At 73.6% G+C, this 15824-nt stretch carries 15 protein-coding genes and 1 pseudogene; 5 read left to right on the top strand and 11 right to left on the bottom strand.

The window, feature by feature from the left end; all coding sequences use genetic code 11:
• Positions 1–101 precede the first annotated feature (101 nt).
• Positions 102–980 (bottom strand): ABC transporter permease subunit, encoded by an 879-nt coding sequence (locus ACFQ11_RS22775; protein WP_378301843.1) that lies wholly within the window; start codon positions 978–980, stop codon positions 102–104.
• On the bottom strand, positions 977–1882 hold the full coding sequence (locus tag ACFQ11_RS22770) for an ATP-binding cassette domain-containing protein (protein ID WP_378301841.1): 906 nt from the start codon (positions 1880–1882) through the stop codon (positions 977–979). The genes ACFQ11_RS22775 and ACFQ11_RS22770 overlap by 4 nt, the downstream gene beginning before the upstream one ends.
• A gap of 157 nt (positions 1883–2039) precedes the next feature.
• Between ACFQ11_RS22770 and ACFQ11_RS22765 the strand changes: the two genes are divergently transcribed.
• Both ACFQ11_RS22765 and ACFQ11_RS22760 read left to right on the top strand, forming a co-directional pair.
• Complete coding sequence (locus tag ACFQ11_RS22765; RefSeq protein WP_378301839.1) at positions 2040–3188, top strand: sensor histidine kinase; 1149 nt, start codon at positions 2040–2042, stop codon at positions 3186–3188.
• 2 nt (positions 3189–3190) lie between these two features.
• Positions 3191–3859, top strand: a complete 669-nt coding sequence (locus tag ACFQ11_RS22760; protein WP_378301880.1) for a response regulator — start codon at positions 3191–3193, stop codon at positions 3857–3859.
• Here ACFQ11_RS22760 and ACFQ11_RS22755 read toward each other — a convergent pair.
• Entirely contained in the window at positions 3856–4761 is a 906-nt protein-coding gene (locus ACFQ11_RS22755) for a TIGR03620 family F420-dependent LLM class oxidoreductase (RefSeq protein ID WP_378301836.1), read from the bottom strand. The genes ACFQ11_RS22760 and ACFQ11_RS22755 overlap by 4 nt on opposite strands.
• An 85-nt stretch (positions 4762–4846) precedes the next feature.
• On the opposite strand from ACFQ11_RS22755, the gene ACFQ11_RS22750 reads away from it, so the two are divergent.
• Positions 4847–5569 (top strand): TetR/AcrR family transcriptional regulator, encoded by a 723-nt coding sequence (locus ACFQ11_RS22750; RefSeq protein ID WP_378301834.1) that lies wholly within the window; start codon positions 4847–4849, stop codon positions 5567–5569.
• Positions 5570–5572: 3 nt separating this feature from the next.
• Here the strand turns inward: ACFQ11_RS22750 and ACFQ11_RS22745 are convergent, their stop codons facing one another.
• A complete protein-coding gene (locus ACFQ11_RS22745; RefSeq protein ID WP_378301832.1) occupies positions 5573–6247 on the bottom strand; it encodes an alpha/beta fold hydrolase in 675 nt (224 codons plus the stop codon).
• Between the two features lie 158 nt (positions 6248–6405).
• Between ACFQ11_RS22745 and ACFQ11_RS22740 the strand changes: the two genes are divergently transcribed.
• A complete protein-coding gene (locus tag ACFQ11_RS22740; protein ID WP_378301830.1) occupies positions 6406–7002 on the top strand; it encodes a DUF4291 domain-containing protein in 597 nt (198 codons plus the stop codon).
• Between the two features lie 383 nt (positions 7003–7385).
• On the opposite strand, the pseudogene ACFQ11_RS22735 reads toward ACFQ11_RS22740, so the two are convergent.
• The 6 genes and pseudogenes from ACFQ11_RS22735 to ACFQ11_RS22710 all read right to left on the bottom strand — a co-directional run.
• A pseudogene (locus ACFQ11_RS22735) lies at positions 7386–7583 on the bottom strand (hypothetical protein); the annotation flags it as partial.
• 132 nt (positions 7584–7715) lie between these two features.
• Entirely contained in the window at positions 7716–8339 is a 624-nt protein-coding gene (locus ACFQ11_RS22730) for a hypothetical protein (protein ID WP_378301828.1), read from the bottom strand.
• A gap of 11 nt (positions 8340–8350) precedes the next feature.
• Positions 8351–9259, bottom strand: a complete 909-nt coding sequence (locus ACFQ11_RS22725; RefSeq protein ID WP_378301826.1) for a hypothetical protein — start codon at positions 9257–9259, stop codon at positions 8351–8353.
• 139 nt (positions 9260–9398) lie between these two features.
• On the bottom strand, positions 9399–10682 hold the full coding sequence (locus ACFQ11_RS22720) for a citrate synthase (protein WP_378301824.1): 1284 nt from the start codon (positions 10680–10682) through the stop codon (positions 9399–9401).
• 556 nt (positions 10683–11238) lie between these two features.
• Positions 11239–12141 carry a serine/threonine-protein kinase gene (locus tag ACFQ11_RS22715; RefSeq protein ID WP_378301878.1) on the bottom strand — a complete coding sequence of 301 codons (903 nt, stop codon included), beginning with the start codon at positions 12139–12141 and terminating at the stop codon, positions 11239–11241.
• Between the two features lie 72 nt (positions 12142–12213).
• Complete coding sequence (locus ACFQ11_RS22710; RefSeq protein WP_378301822.1) at positions 12214–13152, bottom strand: aldo/keto reductase; 939 nt, start codon at positions 13150–13152, stop codon at positions 12214–12216.
• Positions 13153–13330: 178 nt separating this feature from the next.
• On the opposite strand from ACFQ11_RS22710, the gene ACFQ11_RS22705 reads away from it, so the two are divergent.
• Positions 13331–14098, top strand: coding sequence for a hypothetical protein (locus ACFQ11_RS22705; RefSeq protein ID WP_378301819.1), 768 nt, complete (start codon positions 13331–13333; stop codon positions 14096–14098).
• 196 nt (positions 14099–14294) lie between these two features.
• On the opposite strand, the gene ACFQ11_RS22700 is transcribed toward ACFQ11_RS22705, so the two are convergent.
• The gene (locus ACFQ11_RS22700) at positions 14295–15629 is read right to left on the bottom strand and encodes a hypothetical protein (protein WP_378301818.1); all 1335 of its coding nucleotides are present in this window, start codon (positions 15627–15629) and stop codon (positions 14295–14297) included.
• Positions 15630–15824 lie beyond the last annotated feature (195 nt).

The following is a 15824-nucleotide window of genomic DNA, read 5'->3' as shown; positions in this document are numbered from 1 at the left end:
CGCACCCGCCGACGGCGGCGCCCGTCCTCCGGACGCCGCCGTCCTTCCGCCGCCGTTCTTCCGCCTGCCTCCGCGGCCCCGCCCGCGCTCGCGCGCGCCGGTCAGGCGTCCCGGCGCGCGAACGCGAACGCCCCGGCGCCCAGCATGACCGCGACGTAGGCGACCAGCAGCGCCGCCGCGACGGGTGCGGGCATGCCGTCCTGGCCCTCCGCCGAACCCGGCAGCGGCGCGATCTGGTTCGGGAACCCGGTCGGCAGCAGCAACCAGACCCGGTCGTCCCACGGGGCGGGGAGCAGCCGCACGAGCGGCGGCGCGACGAACATCAGCGCCATCCCGGTCGTGATCGTCGCGGCCGTCGAGCGCAGCAGCGCCGCCAGGCCCAGCGTCATCAGCGTGATCGCCGCCGCCGTCACCGCCACCGCCGCCGCGTTGGCGGCGTGCTCGGCGAGCGGACCGCCGAACCCCGGCATCGGCCGGCCGCCCGCGATCGCCCGGCCCGCCAGCAGCGCCGCCGCGATGCTCACGAGCCCGGCGGCGCCGATCAGCCCGCCCGCCGCCAGCGCCTTGGCGCCCAGCAGCGGCAGCCGGCGCGGGAGGGCGGTGAGGGTCGTGCGGATCATCCCGGTCGCGTACTCCGAGGTCAGCGTGAGCGCGCCGAGCACCACGCCGCAGACCGGGAGCGCCATCGTCAGGAACTGCGTCGGCGGCGCCGCGCCCAGCCGCGCCCGCTCCGCGGCGGAAAGCCCGTCCCAGTACCGCACCGCGTACAGGGACCAGAGCAGGCAGCACAGGAACGCCACCCCGATCACCGCGAGGATCGCCGCCGTCGAACGGACGGTGCGCAGCTTGTACCACTCGGCGGCGATCGCGCCCGCCCCCGTCGCGCCCGCCCCCGTCCCGCCGCTCCGCGCCGCGCCGTCCCGCGCGCCGCGCGGCCTCGCCGTGTCCCGGGCGGCGCCGTCCGTCCCCGTCGCGCTCATCCCGTCACCGCCCCGAACTCGGCGTGATCCGCGGTCAGTTCCATGTACGCCTCCTCCAGCGACGCGCTCTGCGACGCCACCTCGTGCAGCGGGATGCCGTGCGCGGCCGCCCGGTCGCCGATCTCGGCCACGTCCAGGCCCGTCACCGTGAGCGCGCCGCCCCGCGCGGACTCCACACGTCCCCCGGCCGCCGCGAGCACCGCCGTCAGCTCGTCCGGGCGCGGCGAACGCACCCGCACCCCCCGCGCGAACCGGTCCGCCAGCTCCCGCACCGACGTGTCGGCGATCAGCCGGCCGCGGCCGATGACGATCAGCCGGTCGGCGGTCAGCTCCATCTCGCTCATCAGATGGCTGGAGATCAGTACCGTGCGGCCCTCCGCCGCGAGGGACCGCATCAGCTCGCGGATCCAGCGCACGCCGTCCGGGTCCAGGCCGTTCACCGGTTCGTCGAACAGCAGCACCCCCGGATCGCCCAGCAGCGCCGCCGCGACCCCGAGCCGCTGCCGCATGCCCAGCGAGAAGCTCCCGACCCGCTTGCGCGCCACCCCGGCCAGGCCGACCATCTCCAGCACCTCGGCCGCCCGGCGCGGCGCGACGCCGTTGCCGCGCGCCAGCCACCCCAGGTGGTCCACCGCCCGCCGCCCGCCGTGCACGGCGCCCGCGTCCAGCAGCGCGCCCACCTCGAACATCGGCCGCCGCAGCGCCGCGTACCGGCCGCCGTTCACCAGCGCCTCGCCGGACCCGGCCGCGTCCAGGCCCAGCAGCACCCGCATGGTCGTCGACTTCCCCGCGCCGTTCGGCCCGAGGAACCCGGTGACCGCCCCGGGCCGCACCGTGAACGACAGGCGGTCCACCGCCGTCGTCGCGCCGTAGCGCTTGGTCAGCTCACGTACCTCGATCATGCCGCCAACGGTCGTCCCCGGGCGGGCCCGCGCACATCGGAACGCGGTCCGGTCTCCCGCGTCCGACCGTGGTCGTAGCCCGCCCGCACACCTCCGACCCCGGTCCGACGCCCGCCGGGCGGACGCGTCCCCGCGCGGCCCTGGATACCGTTGCGACGTGGACGAACCCGAAGCGCGCGACCCGCTCGCCCCGCGGGTCGCCCGGTCCCGGCTGATCGCCCTCGACGTCGCGGCGGCGCTCCTCTACGTGCTCGTGATGCTCGCCTCCGCGCGGACCGGCGTCCCGGCGGCCGCCGCCGGGCTCCTCGTCGCCGCGTCCGGGCTCCCGCTCGCCGTCCGGCGGATCTGGCCGGTCCCCGTGTTCGCCGTCGTGTCCGCGTCGTCCGCCCTGATGATGCTCCTCGACATGCCGCCGGAGGCCTTCGTCGCCGCGGCCTACGCCCTCTACCCCGTCGCCGTCACCCGGCGCCGGAGCGGCCGGGTGCCCACCGCCCTCATCGGCGTGCCGAGCTGCGTCGTCATCCTCGCCGTCGCCCTCACCGGGCCGCTGGGCCCGCAGGCCGAACGGCTCGGGCTCCTCGCGCTCGCGCTCGCGATGCTCGGCGCGTCCTGGGCGCTCGGCCGCGCCGTCCGCGACCGCCGCGAGCACGCCGCGCGGTTCGCCCGCGAACTCGCCGACCGCGCCGTCGGGGAGGAACGGCTGCGCATCGCCCGGGAGCTGCACGACATCGTCGCCCACAGCATGAGCCTCATCGCCGTGAAGAGCGGCGTCGCCGTGCACGTCGCCGAGGCCCGCCCCGCCGAGGCCGTCGACGCCCTCCGCGTCATCGAGGCCACGAGCCGCGGCACCCTCGCCGAGATGCGCCACCTCCTCGGCGTCCTGCGGGCCGACTCCGGCGGAGACGGCGGTCTCGCGCCGCCCCCGGACCTCTCCGCCCTCGACGGCCTCGCCGAACGGGCGGCCCTGGCGGGAGTCCGCGTCGACCTCGACGTGCGGGCCGGCGACGTGCCCGAGAGCGTCGCGCTCGCGATCTACCGCATCGTCCAGGAGGCCGTCACCAACGTGGTCAAGCACGCCGCGCCCGCCCGCTGCCGCGTCCGCGTCGCCGCCGGGCGCGGGCGCGTCCGCATCGACGTCACCGACGACGGCCCGGGCGTGCGCGTCCTGCCGGGCGGCGGCCCCGGCGAGGGGCACGGCATCATCGGGATGCGCGAACGCGTCATGATGTACGGCGGCGAGTTCGATGCCGCGCCCCGGCCGGAGGGCGGATTCGCCGTCACGGCCCGATTCCCCTACGAAACGTGAGCATCGTGGAAGAACTCCGCGTCCTCGTCGCCGACGACCAGGCCCTGGTCCGCGGCAGCTTCGGCGTTCTCATCGACACCGCGCCCGGATTCCGCTCGGTGGGGGAGGCGGGGACCGGCGCCGAGGCCGTCGAACTCGCCGGGCGCGAACGTCCCGACGTCGTCCTCATGGACGTCCGGATGCCCGAGATGGACGGGCTCGAGGCCACCCGCCGGATCTGCGCCGCGCTCCCGGACGTCCGCGTGCTGATCCTCACCACGTTCGACCTCGACTCCTACGTCTACGGGGCGCTGCGGGCGGGGGCCAGCGGCTTCCTCCTCAAGGACACCCCGCCCGCCGATCTGCTGTCGGCCGTCCGGGTGGTCGCGGAGGGCGAGTCGCTGCTCGCGCCCACGGTGACCCGGCGGCTGATCGCCGAGTTCGTCCGCGGCCCCGGCCCCGTCCGGCCCGCGCCCGCCGGTCTCGGCGCCCTCACCGCCCGCGAACGGGAGGTCCTCACCCTCATCGCCCGCGGCCTGTCGAACACCGAGCTGGCCGAGCACCTGCACCTCAGCCCGGCCACGGTCAAGACCCACGTCGGCCACCTGCTGGCCAAGCTGGACGCCCGCGACCGCGCCCAGCTCGTCATCGCCGCCTACGAGACCGGGCTCGTCCGCCCGGCGGCCGGCTAGAGAGTCCGCAGCACGGGCGCGAGCCGCTCGTACCGGTCGGCGGCCGACGCGAGATCGGGCGCGAGCACCGACACGGCCACGTGATCGGCGCCCGCGTCCAGATGCGCGCGGACGCGCCGGGCGATCGCCTCCCCGTCCCCCCAGGCGAAGCACGCGTCGACGACCTCGTCGGAGCCGCCGTCCACGAGCGCCGCCTCCGCGTGGCCCAGCTCCCTGAGCGCGCGGACATAGGGCGATCCGGGAAGGGACAGCAGCCCGGTGCTCCGCGCGGTCTCCCGCGCCGCCGCCGGAGCCGTCTCGAGGATCGCCGGCTGCAGCACCGCCACCAGCTTCCCCGCGCCGAGCCGCTCGCGGGTGCGGCGGGTGTGCTCGGCCGGCATCGCCGCGGGCAGCGCCCCGTCGGCGCGCTCCCGGGCCAGCTCCTGCATCCTCGGGCCGAGCGCGGCGAGCAGCCGGGGGAAGGGGACCTCCGGCGCGGGGGCCGCCTCGACGGCGGCGTCCATCCCGTCCAGGTACTCGCGCATCCGGGCCAGCGGGCTCGTCCACTTCTGCCCGCTCTGCTCGACCATCCCGGGGATGCCGACGCCCACGCCGAGCGCGAGCCGCCCCGGGTAAGCGTCCGCGAGGACGGACGCGGCGCCCTGCATGACGGCGGGATGCCGCGCCCAGAGGCTCGCGACCGACGAGCCGAGCACGACCCGTTCGGTGGCCGCGAGCATCACGCCGAGCTGCGTGAACACCTCCCGGCCCCCGATGGCCTCGTTCACCCAGATCGCCCCGTAGCCCGCGTCCTCCAGCCGCCGCGCCGCCCGCCGCCACTCGCCGGCCGGTGCGATCGGCGTCATGAGCACCGCGCCGATCCGTCCCAGTCGCCGCCCGGCCTCGTCCACCGTCGTCGTCATGACTCTCCCGTAGAATCGGAACGTACCACCCGGTTAGCACCGTACCGGAACGATCGCCCCGGTTGTCAATGGAAGGGAGCGGCCCGTGCCGACCGATCGACCGCCCATGCGCGCGGACGCCCGCCGCAACCGGGAACGCGTCATGCGGGCCGCTCTGGAGGCGTTCGCCGCGGACGGGAGGCTCGTCCCGCTCGACGAGATCGCCCGCCGGGCGGGCGTCGGCGCGGGAACCGTCTACCGCAACTTCGCCACCAAGGAGGCCCTGTTCGAGGCCGTGGTGTCGGACCGTGTCCGAGCCATGGTGGACGAGGCGAGGGCGCTCGGCGCGGCGGACGACCCCGGTGCGGCGTTCTACGACTTCCTCGCCCGGGTCGTCGAGGCCGCGATGGTCAACCACGCGCTCTGCGAGGCCCTCATGGAACAGGGGGCGGGGGCGTTGGAGGGGGAGTGCATGGACGCGGCGTTCACCGACGCTCTGGACGTGCTGCTCCGCCGGGCGATCGAGGCCGGGGACGTCCGGGGCGACGTGGACGTCCACGAGGTGCGGACGCTGATGAACGGCTGCATGGCCATGGAACGTTTCCGGCGCGCCGCCGTGCCGCCGCGCCGCATCACCGCGCTGGCGCTGGACGCCCTGCGCCCCCGACAGGACGTAACGAAACAGGGTAACGAAACCGAGGTGTCACGAAAGGACGGTGCTTGTGAGATCTGCGACCGTCCCCTGAACACCTCGCGAACCGGCCGTCCGGCGCGCTACTGCGGCCCGGCCTGCCGCCAGAAGGCGCACCGCCGCCGCACCCGCGCCTGAGCCTCAGGACGCCGCGCGGACCAGGCTCGCCGCCAGCTCCCGCGGACGCGCGAGCGCCACCAGGTGCCCGCCGGGCAGGTCCTCGACGGGAATCCCCAGCCGGTCCCGGACGAGTCGCCGCTGCCACTCGAGCGGGAACAGGCGGTCGTCCCGTCCCTGCAGGAACACGGTCGGCGTATCGGGCCACGCGCTCAGGGGCCACGGCTCCTCGAACGGCGCCGACGACTGCCGCGGCTCCTCCCGCATCGCCTCCGCGGCCACGTCCGGCGGGACGTCATGGAAGAAGATCTCCATCGGGTCCAGCTCCTCCGACGGCGTCCGTCCCTGCCGCACCGCCAGCTCGGCCGCCGCCCGCGGCTGCCCCGTGTTCCCCCACCATTCGGCGCCCGTCTCCCCGGGCGCCGGCACCATGGCGTTGACCAGTACCAGTCGCTCCACAGGCACCCGTGCGCACACGAGCGGCGCCGTCAGCCCGCCCATCGACTGCGCGACCAGGACCACGCCCGTTCTGCCGCCGATCGCGGACACCACCGTGTCGGCGTACTCCCGCAGCCCAGCGGCATCGTCGTCCGCCGGCAGGTCCACGGCCACGACGTCATGCCCCCGCAACTCCGGCGGCAGCCGATGCCAGTACCAGGCACGCCCACCGGCCCCGGGAATCAGAACGAACGTCGCCACGGTCACCGCCCCCGCATGGAAACAGGCTTCGGCGAGCAGGCTACCCGTGCCCCGGCCCGCGACTCCGGCGGATAGAACGCGTTGACCCCGGACCGCCGAACGGCCAATATCACCGGCGAGCCGCGACGACGCACTCTGAGGCACGATGAAGGCATGACATGACCGTTCCGCTCCGGCAGATCCGCGCCGAACACGATCGTGACTCGATCACCGTTTACCAGGCCTACCGGCCGGAGATCGGCGTTCCGGCCGTCCGGAACGGCACGTTCGTCGAACCCTTCTCGCGGAACCGGATGACCTGGATCAAGCCGTCCTTTCTCTGGCTGATGGCCCGCAGCAACTGGGCCCGCAAGCCCGGCCAGGAGATGGTCCTCGCGGTACGGATATCCCGCGCCGGCTGGGAAGAGGCTCTCGCACTGGCCGTCCCCACCCACGCGGATCGCCGTGTCTTCCGTGATTCGGACGAATGGCGCCGGAGTTTCGCGAAAGCCGCCGTCCACGTCCAATGGGACCCGGAACGGTCGTTGCGCGGGCGAAAACTCGAACACCGCAGCATCCAGGTGGGGCTGAGCCGCCACGTGATCGACCGCTATGTGGACTCCTGGATCCTCGGAATCGAAGACCGCACGCTGCTCGTCCGCCGAATCCACCGACTGCTCCAGGACGGAAGAACATCGGAGGCGAGCAGACTCCTCCCTCGGGAACGCCCCTACCCCCTGGACCCGGAGTCGGCAAGACGCGTAGGCGCAACCTGAACCACGAACGCGACCATGAAACCGCCCGGACGGCCAGCAGGGAACACCGAAGGACACCCCCCAAGACGTCCGTGTCGGCGACCGATCCAGCGGCCCCCGCCCTCGGCACTCCCCGCGCCACTGCTTCCCCCGCGTCTGTCGCGCCGGCGTATGTCGCACGGGCGTATCCCGTGCCGAGGTGTTCCAGGTTGACGTGTCCCGTGCCACGTTGCTCGTATCCTGGCCAAGGTCGGCGCCCACGACCGGGCACGGCGAGTGCCCGCGCGCGGTGATGCGGCTGTCGTCCTCGCTGCGGGTGTAGTGCGGCTTGGCGATGTCGTGCATCAGGGCGGCCGCGAACAGCCGCACCCGCTCGTCCGCCGGGCGCCCCACGAACTCTCCGCCTACACCACCGCCGGTGAACCCGTCACCATGCAGGACCTCGCCGGGGACGCGAGCTCACTCGGTCGCGGAATACCGGGTCTGACAGCCGCTGGTGCGGGAGGCGTGGACGGTCCGAGATACGCCCGTGCGCGGCTGACGTGGGTCTTGGCGGTGGCGGGCGGCAGCACCAGCCGCCCGGCGATCTCCTCGTTGGACAATCGTGCAAGGGCGGCGCCTCTCCTGCTGGGATGTCTTTCCTACAGGGGTGCCTCTCCTGCACGGGTGCCTCTCCTGCGGCGGGCCTTGAGGATCGGCGTTCCGTGTGGGGAACGCTGTCCGTGCGTGTCCGCTCAGCCGTTCTCGGGCGCCGGGAGACGGAGGACGATTCCGCGGTTGAAGCCGCCGCGTTCGGCGGCCTTGGCCGCGCGGCGGTGCTCCAGGTCGGCGGGCGTGAGTCCGTGGACGGCGGCGAGGGCGTGCAGGACCTCCAGGACGTCGGCGAGCTCGTCGGGATCCGCGTCGGTCGTGTACTCGGTCACCTCCTCGATGAGTTTGGCGCGCAGCAGGGTCGCGTGTTCCTCCCGCGCGGCGATCCGGGTCGTGGGGGTCCGGCCGGAGCGGAGGACGATCTCCGGGATGCGGTCGCGGACCAGCTTCTCGGGCCCGGCGCCGCCGGTCTGGCGGCGATCGAGCGCCTGGATCCACTGGACCGCGACCGCGGCCGTCTGCACGAGTTCCTTGCGCAGCCGGGCGGGATCGGACTTGGCGAGGCCTGCGCAGAACTTCCCTTCGAGGATGTGCCGCCAGGCCGGTCCTCCGGACGCCGCGGCGTCCGCGCAGGCACGCTCGGAGGGACCGGTGTGCTCAGACGCCCGACCGCTGCCGTCCGGGAAGTCGTGGACGCCCCGGTCGCGGTTCTGGGCCGCACTTTCTGCGGCGACGTCCGCCAGCACCTTCTGCAGAGACTCGTCCATGACAGGTGACGTTAGCCGCCGGGCGAGGACGTGGCCGGTGTTCGGTCGGGGTCGCGGCTCAGCACCCGGTGGAGGGCCGAGGGCAGCTCGTCCCACAGCCAGTCGTTCAAGGTGCCGGGAAAGTCCGCGGGCGCCTCGATGGCCAGCCGTCCGGGGCCCGCCTCGACCAGCCGCACGGGGACGGGGCCGTCGTCCCACATCGGCCGGCGGGCGCCCCAGAACTCGGCGAAGTCAGTGCCGGTCAGCGCCGGCTCGGAGGTCACCGTGTGGCGGCCCGGGTGCCGGCCGAGGGGGAGCAGCCGCTGCGCGGTCGCGCGCAGGACGTTGAGCGCGGCCACGTCCTGCGTGCAGGCCACGCCGGTGATCTCGAGCTCCGGGATCCCGAAGCGGCGCAACCCGCGGGACCGTAGGCGGACGCAGGTGCAGCCCTCGGCGTCGCCGGGCTCCGCTTCGCAGCGTCCACCGTCCCGGTAGGGCGTGAGGGACGCGCCGAGCCAGCCGTCGGCCAGGACGAAACCGCCGGGGCGCGATGCGGGCAGGACCTGGTCGGTGTCGAGGTCGACGGGGACGCCGCAGACCTCCTCGGCGATCGCCAGGGCCGTGGCGCGGACGATGTGCGGCGCCGTCGGGAGTTCGTCGACCGGGATGACGGACGTGACGCCGATGTGCCGGTCGGCCCGTGCGATCGCCTCGGCGTCGGCGGCGTCGGCGCCGATCGCCCGGTGCGGGCTCCACGGCGCCGAGTCGGCCGGATGGACCGTGACCATCAGGCCGGGCGTGCCGAGCCGTTCGGCCGCCGCCTCCGCGTACGGCCCGGGCAGGGCACGGCGGATCACGGCGGTGATGTCGCCGGGGACCCGGTCCGCGGCGACGACGAACCGCGCGGTCGTCTCCTCGGGGACGGTGATCGTCACTGGCATGGCTGCCTCCTCGCGCTCGGCCGGTACGGAACCCAGCCTCGGCGGGCGCCGGGAGGCATGTGACTAGAACGAGATTCTGTGGATAAAGCCGGACGGCGGCGGGCGGGCCGGGCCCGTCCACCGCCGTCCGGCGTGCGCCTCAGCGGGCGGACACGTCCACGTAGTGACGCTCGCCCGGGCCGACGTAGACCTGGCGCGGGCGGCCGATCTTGGTGGCGGGGTCGTTGAGCATCTCGCGCCACTGCGCGATCCAGCCGGGCAGCCGGCCGAGCGCGAACAGGACCGTGAAGGCGTTCGTGGGGAACCCCATCGCCTTGTAGATGACGCCGGTGTAGAAGTCGACGTTCGGGTAGAGCTTCCGCTCGACGAAGTAGTCGTCGCTCAGCGCGACCTCTTCCAGGCGCATGGCGAGGTCGAGCAGCGGGTCGGACTTGCCGAGCGCGTCCAGGACCTTGCTCGTGGCCTTCTTGACCACTGCGGCGCGCGGGTCGTAGTTGCGGTAGACGCGGTGCCCGAAGCCCATCAGCTTGACGCCGGGCTCCTTGTCCTTGACCCGGCGGACGAACGTGTCGATGTCGTCGCCGTCCTGGTGGATCCGCTCCAGCATCTCCAGAACCGCCTGGTTGGCGCCCCCGTGCAGAGGGCCGAACAGGGCGTCGACGCCCGCGGAGACCGACGAGAACAGGTTCGCCTGGCTGGAGCCGACGAGCCGCACGGTGGAGGTGGAGCAGTTCTGCTCGTGGTCGGCGTGCAGGATGAACAGCATGTCCAGGACCCGGACGATCTCCGGGTCGACCTCGTACGGCTGCGTGGGCAGGCCGAACGTCATGCGCAGGAAGTTCTCGACGTACCCGAGGCTGTTGTCCGGGTACAGCAGGGGCTGCCCGTTGGACGTCTTGTACGCGTAAGCCGCGATCGTCGGGAGCTTGGCGATCAGCCGGATGCTGGACTGGTCGACCTGCTGCGGGTCGAAGGGGTCGAGGCTGTCCTGGTAGAACGTCGACAGCGCGCTCACCGCGGACGAGAGCACCGCCATCGGGTGCGCGCGCCGCGGGAACGCGGAGAAGAACGCGCGGAACTTCTCGTCGAGCAGGGTGTGGTTGCGGACGCTGTCGGTGAACGCGGCGAGCTGGTCGCCGGTCGGCAGCTCCCCGTAGATCAGCAGGTAGGCCACCTCGAGGAAGGACGACTTCTCGGCCAGCTCCTCGATCGGGTACCCGCGGTAGCGCAGGATGCCCGCCTCGCCGTCGATATAGGTGATCGCCGACGTGGTGGACGCGGTGTTGGTGAAACCGGGATCAAGGGTGACGTGCCCGGTGTCCTTGAGCAGGGTGTTCACCCCCAGGCCGGAGGGGCCCTCGGTCGCCTCGGTCACCTCGAGGGGCATCCGGCCGCCCGCGTGGTTGAGCTCGAAATCCGACATACTCGCTCGCTCCCAACTGCGTCCACACCTGCGTAGACGTTCCGTTCTTCATCGTATCCAGGTGATCACATGGGCCGATTCGGGCCCGGTGCGTCGGCGGACGGTCCGGCGGGTGCCCACGCGGGGCCGTGGGCGCCCGTGCGGCGGCCGGGCCGCCCACGCGCGCCCGCGGGGAGACCGAGGCCGCCGCGAGCGGCGACCGCATCCTCGATCTCCGTGAAACGGGCGACTTGCCCCGAGAACGCCTGGTCTGGCTGGCCGTCGAGGAGTATCGCATCGTGCGCAGCGATCGGCGTAGTTTGGCCCTCCTCGCGGCACGCCATCCGTATCCGCCCTCCGGCGGCCTTGTCCCGGAGCCCGCGCAGGCCGGGGCACGCGCTCCGCCCGCCGGACGACCTCGCCGCGGCGCTCCACGAGAGTGAGAAGAATCTCAACGGCCCGAACCCCCTTCCGGTCACCCGGCACGCAGGCCGATCTGGGGCTGGGCGACCGCCGGGCCCAAGACCGCGCGCACGCCATCGCCCGCGCGGGAAGCGTTCGCCGAAGGGCTCCGCCCCTAGGGGGACGGCTCACGGAGCGTGGGCAGCTCGGCCGTGACCTCCCGGAGCGTCACATCGTTCGCGCCGATCAGCTGTTCGACCCCCGAGGGCAGCCACTCCACGCCGTAGTGCGCGTCCAGGAGTGTGGAGAAAGCGGTGAGGACCTGGTCCGGTGACGGGCGGTCCTCCGGCATCTTGCTGAGGCAGCGCGTCACCACGCCCCACATCGGTTCGGGCAGTCTGCTCAGGTCGGGCACGCCGTGCACGATCCGCCCGCGGACCTTGCGCCCGGTGCCGAAGGGCGCCGAGCCCGTCACCGCGAAGACGAGCGTCGACCCCAGCGCGAACACGTCGCTGCGCGGCGTCACCGGCTCGCCGAGCGCCTGTTCGGGGGACATGTACGCGGGCGTCCCCATGATCTCCGTGCGCGAGAGCGGGACGGCCCCCAGCGGCCGCGCGATGCCGAAGTCGATCACGCGGGGGCCGTCCGACGCCAGCAGCACGTTGGACGGCTTGAGGTCGCGGTGCACGATCCCCGCGTCGTGGATCGCGATCAGAGCCTCCGCGAGCCCCGCCCCGAGCCGGCACGCGGCCTGCTCCGGCAACGGCCCCTTCTCCAGCACCGCCTTCGCGAGGCTCACACCGCGGATGTACTGCGTCGCGAGCCACGGCCGGTCGGCGTCGGGGTCCGCGTCGACGACGGGTGCGGTGTAGAAGCCGCTGACCGATCGCGCCGACGTGACCTCCCGCCGGAACCGCGCACGCCATTTCGGGTCGCCCAGCAGCTCCTCCCGGATGACCTTCACGGCGACCGCCCGGCGGCTCTGCGACGTCGCGAGGAATACCTCGCCCATCCCGCCCGAGCCGAGCCGCGCGACGACGCGGTAGGGGCCGATCATCTCTGGGGGTGCTGGCTGCATCGACACGATTCCGATCTTGGTGGGCGCGCTTCATCGTGCCATGAACCGGCGGACGCCCCGCCCGCGCGCCGATCAGGTCCAGGGGAGGGCGCTCCGGTCGGCCCAGTAGCGCTCCGGCGGGACGCTCAAGCCCGCGAGCACGTCCAGTTCGGCTTCGTCCAGGGAGACGCCCGTCGCCCTCAGGTTGGCCTCGAGCTGCGCGGGGCTGACCGCGCCGACCAGGACCGTGCCCGCCCAGGGACGGCTCAGCGCCGCCGCGATGGCGAGGGCGTCCGGCTCCACGCGGTTCTCGAAGGCGACCGTCCGCGCGGCGAAGGGCGGTCGCAGCGCGAGCTTCCCGTTCGCCATCACCTCCTTGAGGATCACGTGCAGCCCCTCCGCGTGGGCCTCGCGCAGCGCGTCCTCCGCCGAGGTCTCCAGGATGTTCCACGTCGACTGGACCGTGCTGAAGAGGCGTTGCCCGGACACCTCCAGGGCCATGGCACGGCGGATGGTCTCGCCCTGCCGCGGCCCAGACGTGGAGAAGCCCACGCGGATCCCGTCGGAGGCGGCCTCCGCAATGGCGGCTTGGAGCCGGGCGTCCTTGAAGAGGGGGCTGTCCATGGTGAGCGAATGCACCTGGTAGACCGACAGGTGGTCGTCCAGGAGTTCACGTGTCTCCGCGTATTGCGACCGGTACCGCTGGAGGCTGTGCTCCTTGCGCTCGTGCACCGGCGCATCGACGTCCCAGTCGCCGACGTACGCGTAGCCCCATTTGCTCGACACGGTGACGTTCCGGGGCGCCCGGTCGGCGAGCCACCCGCCGAGGAACTCCTCGGCCCTGCCGTACGACCTCGCCGCGTCGATCCAGCGGATGCCCGCCGCGTACGCCGCGTCCAGAAGTTCCCAGGTGGCCCGGCGCAGGTCGTCGACGCCACGGCGCAACGGCAGTTCCTCCGCCCTGCCCACGTTGATGTACGCCGGCCGGCCCACCGCGGCCAGCCCGATTCCCAGCCGTCTCGTCGAGTTCATGCCCTTACCTTTGCATGCTCTAGGCCCTTCCCAGCCACGCGGGGCAATGAAATGACCACCAATTACCGAAATGGGAGAAACGTTCTTTCGGAGTTATCCACAGATGCTTGTTCCGTGCGCGGCCTCCGGTCATGCGGGCGAAGGTGGGCAGCGACGACTTCACGACGAAAGGCCCGCCATGCCCGCCCATTACGGCACCCACCAGTTCGCCCGGTACCTCGGGATCTCCCGCTGGCAGATGCGCGTCGGGAGGGAGCACGGCCTCCTCCCCGAACCCGACCTGGACGGCGAACGCTGGTCGTCCGGACTCGCCGAGAAATGCAAGGACCACGGTGAACGCATCGTCGCCGCCTTCGGCGCGGAGCCGCCGATCGGGTCCACCCGCGCGGCCGCCCGCCTCGCCGCCCGAGTCCGCCTCGACGTGGAACGCCGCGACGTCGAGGTCCTCGCGGCCCGCGGCGACCTGGCCGTCATCAGCAGCTTCCGCGGCCACCCCGTCTACCTCCTCCGCGACCTCGACGCACTCGACGCCGCGGCCGTCCGGGACGTGGTCGCTGCCCGCAAAGGTCCCCTTCTCGACAGCGTCGACGCCGGCGGCGCCGCGACCCTCCTCGACTGGCCCCGCAAGACCTTCGACCGGGTGGCCGAGGAACGCGGTCTCGAACGCGACCGGCTGGGCCGCTTCGCCCTCCGCGACGTGCGGGCCCTCGCCGACGACGCCGAACTCGCCCGCCGGGTCCGCGCCGAGAAACGCGACCTGGCCCTGGCGAGGTCCCGCAGTGCCGAGGCCCGCATCGAGGACGCCGCCCGCACCTGGCTCGCGCGCTGCACCGCCTACCTCGACCGCGCCGGCGAGGAGCCACCCGACACGGCGGTGCTCCGGCGAGCGCTGCGCGCCCTCCGGAAGGCCAGAGCCGAAACCGACGAGCCGTTCCCGGACCCCTGACCCCCCGGGTCCGCGCGACTACCGCCCCGGCCCTCCGATGCGGCGACGCCCACCCCAGCCGTGCCACCGGTCCGCCTCGCGGCGCCGGGACGTACCGTCCGGCGGCCGGTACAGCGGGAGCCCTGCCATCTCCGGAAGCCTCCGTCGCGTCGTCCGCGAGTCACCGTGCCGGCGGCGTCCGTCCGATGCGTCGACGTCAGGCGCGCCGGGCGGCGGACCGGCGGGAGGGGCGGCGGCGAACGGGAGGGGGCGTGGCGGCGGCGTAGAGGAGCTCGTTGGCCTGCGCCTTGGACATCGTCGGCAGGCGGGCGGGCAGGACCGTCTCGGCCGGGGGGGCGGTCACCAGGCCGCCGGCGGCGACGGTCGCCCGGTCGCCGGTCCAGGGGCCCAGGAGGATCGCCGACACCCCGCCTCGGTGGACGTCCAGGAGAGCGTGAATACGGTCGGTCTCGCCGGCGCAGTCGGCGATGAGGAGCAGCCGGGGCCCGGGGGCCTTCGCGGTGTTCCGGCGGATCGCCAGCTCGGTTTCGAGATAGGCCAGGGCGGCGTCGAGGTTCCCGGGGATGAACAGTTCGGCGATGTCGTCGTCGAGGAATTCGTCCTCGTCGAGGCCGAACATCCGGGTGACGTCCGGGCGGGGGATCACGACCAGGGACGGGGGTCGCGTTCCGAGCGCCGCGAGGGCCATCACCCGGGCCGTGGCCAGGGCTCCGGGGCCGGCGAGCCCGACGGCGCCGATGGCGAACGGGTCGAGCGGGGGGCTGTAGGGGACGACCGTGCGGGGAGACGGCTCGGGCCGTTGGGGAGCGGCGGCGCGGCGCCGCAGCGGGTAGCAGATGGCCGCCGCGACGATGGGGAACAGCGAAAGGAGCAGGGCCGTGGCCACCGCGGTGGTGCCGGCTTCGGAACGGGCGGCCGGGGGAGGCGAATGCCGGTCGGGGCGGGGTGTCGACGCCTGGGGGTCGGCGAGGTGCTCGCCAGGCATGGCGTTCATCGCGGCGAGGGGATCGGGGGTGCCCGGCTGGTGGCGGAACGCCGCCCGGTCGTATCCGGGTGTCGGCGGCTGTGCCGGGCCGGGGCGTTCCCGTTGTGCGGTGCGTGCCGTGGCGACGAGGCCGGTCCGGTGAGGGCGGGCCGGTTCCTCCGCGGGTCGGGGTGTCGGCGGGCCGGACGAGTTGTCACCGGGTGTGCTCGCCGCGTTGGCGTGAGCTGAGGGGAGCTCGGTCGGGGAGCCGGGCTGCCCGGGGCCGCCGTGGTCGCGAGGCCGGCTCGGGCGTTGAGGGGCGCCGGCGGGCGGCCGGGGGCGGACCGGGAGCCGGTCGCCCCGGTGGTCGTCCTCGTGGACGCCGGTGAACGCCACGCGGTCGACGGCGGGCACCTGGCGGCGCGGCCGGGGCTCGCCCGGGGCCGTCGCCTCCGTCGTCGCGGGGGCGCCGATGGAGATGACGCCGGCCGCCGCCGTGCAGCCCAGCGCTCCGCATGCGGAGCGGCACAGCCCGCCGAGCACGGCTGCGAGTCTGAGGTCTGCCACGAAACGGTTCATGTTCGCCCCGGGGGATCGCCTTGGTCGCCGTCGGGACCCGATCGTAGCCATGGCGACTACGGAGCGTTGACTTTTGGTCACATTAAGGCTGTGGGGGTGAAGATCTTTTTTCGTGCGCCCCGGGGCGCTGCCTGGTGATATCGCGTATTTTGCGCGCCCGGTCCGCGTGGCCGTGCGGTGCTC

Source organism: Actinomadura sediminis, from assembly GCF_042675525.1.
GTDB classification, from domain to species: domain Bacteria; phylum Actinomycetota; class Actinomycetes; order Streptosporangiales; family Streptosporangiaceae; genus Spirillospora; species Spirillospora sediminis.
The sequence above is the reverse complement of the archived record's forward strand: the minus strand, read 5'-3'. Positions and strand labels throughout refer to the sequence as shown.